Consider the following 1,626-nt stretch of genomic DNA (forward strand, 5'->3'; position numbering starts at 1 on the left):
GCGCGCTGCCGTCGCCGGCCACGCTGGTGGACGTGGACAGCCGCATGTCGCAGTTGGTGGCGCTGTCGGCGTCGGACGTGGCGGTGCAGCTGCACATGGCCGAGGCCCACCACAGCCTGTACCCGGCGGCGGATCTGGCGCGGCGGCTGCAGCAAACGCTGCTGCGGCAGCCGGAGCTGATCGGCGCCTACCTGCCCGCCGCCCAGCACGAGCGGCTGTGCCTGAAGCTGCAACAGATGGCCGCATCCTGGCAACTGGCGGTGAAGCCGGACGAGATCCTGTTCTGCAACGGCATCACCGAGGGCATCAGCCTGGCGCTGCGCCACCTGACCCGCCCCGGCGACACGGTGGCGGTGGAGACTCCGGTGTACTTCGGCCTGCTGCAGACGCTGGCGGCGCTGGGGCTGAAGGCGCTGGAGATTCCGTGCACGCCGGACGCCGGCCTGTCGCTGGAGGCGCTGGAGTTCGCGCTGCGCTACGGCCCGCCGGTGCGCTGCCTGGTGACGGTGACCAACTACCAGAACCCCACCGGCGCGCTGATGCCGGACGACAACAAGAAACGGCTGCTGGCGCTGGCGCGCCGCCACGGCGTATCCATCATCGAGGACGACGTGTTCGGCGAGCTGTACTTCGGCAAGCGCCGGCCGACGCCGCTGAAAGCCTGGGACCGCGACGGCGACGTGATCTACTGCGCGTCGTTCACCAAGAGCCTGGCGCCGTCGTTTCGGCTGGGCTGGCTGTCCGGCGGCCGCCACCACGCGGCGCTGGAACGGCTGCGCGCCAGCAGCAGCCTGGTCAGCCCGGCGCTGCTCTTGGGCACGCTGGCCGACCTGTTGGCCAGCGGCGATTACGCCCGCATCTCGCAGCGGCTGCGCGCGCGGCTGGCCGAGCAGATGGAGCGGGTGGCCGACGCGGTGCTGGCCGCCTTTCCGCGCGGCACCCGGCTGCGGCGGCCGCAGGGCGGCCTGCTGCTGTGGGTGGAGGGGCCGGAGGGCCTGGACAGCGGCCGGTTGCTGGAAGCGGCGCTGAAGGAATCGATCAGCTTCGCGCCCGGCATGCTGTTCTCGGCCGAGCCCCGCTTCCGCCACTGCCTGCGGCTGAATTTCGGCCAGCCCTGGGACGCCGCGCAGCAGGCGGCCATCGTCCGGCTGGGCCGGCTGGCCGCCGAACAACTGAGGGCCACATGATAGAAAACGGCTTGCTGATCCGCCCGGCCGAGGCGGCCGAACTGCCGCTGCTGGCGCGGATAGAACGCCGCGCCGCGCGGCTGTTTTCCCCCGCGGACCTGCCTTCCGCGCTGTCCGAGCACACGCTGCCGGCAGAGACTCTGAGCGCCGCCCGCGACGCCGGCCTGCTGTGGGTGGCGGACGACGCCGGCCGACCGGTCGGCTTCGCGCTGGCGGAGATCCTGGACGGCCAGCTGCACCTGGCCGAGATGGACGTGGACCCGGACCACGCCCGCCGCGGCATCGGCTCCGCGCTGCTGCGGCACGCGCTGGCCCAGGCCGAGCCGCGCGGCTGCGCCGCCGTCACGCTCACCACCTTCGCCCACCTGCCGTGGAACGCGCCGTTTTACCGCCGCCACGGCTTCATGGAATTCGAGCCGCCAGCCGGCAGCGCGCTGGC

Annotated in this window: 2 protein-coding genes; both read left to right on the forward strand. The window is 72.7% G+C overall.

Features of this window, described 5'->3' with window-relative positions; genetic code table 11:
* A partial coding sequence (locus tag LQR33_RS24090; RefSeq protein WP_231470759.1) for an aminotransferase-like domain-containing protein occupies positions 1 to 1,187 on the forward strand: 1,187 nt, incomplete at its 5' end.
* Positions 1,184 to 1,626: GNAT family N-acetyltransferase (locus LQR33_RS24095; RefSeq protein WP_231470761.1), on the forward strand; the 443-nt coding region annotated here is incomplete at its 3' end. The genes LQR33_RS24090 and LQR33_RS24095, both read left to right, overlap by 4 nt.

Source organism: Chromobacterium piscinae (assembly GCF_021129175.1).
GTDB classification, from domain to species: domain Bacteria; phylum Pseudomonadota; class Gammaproteobacteria; order Burkholderiales; family Chromobacteriaceae; genus Chromobacterium; species Chromobacterium piscinae.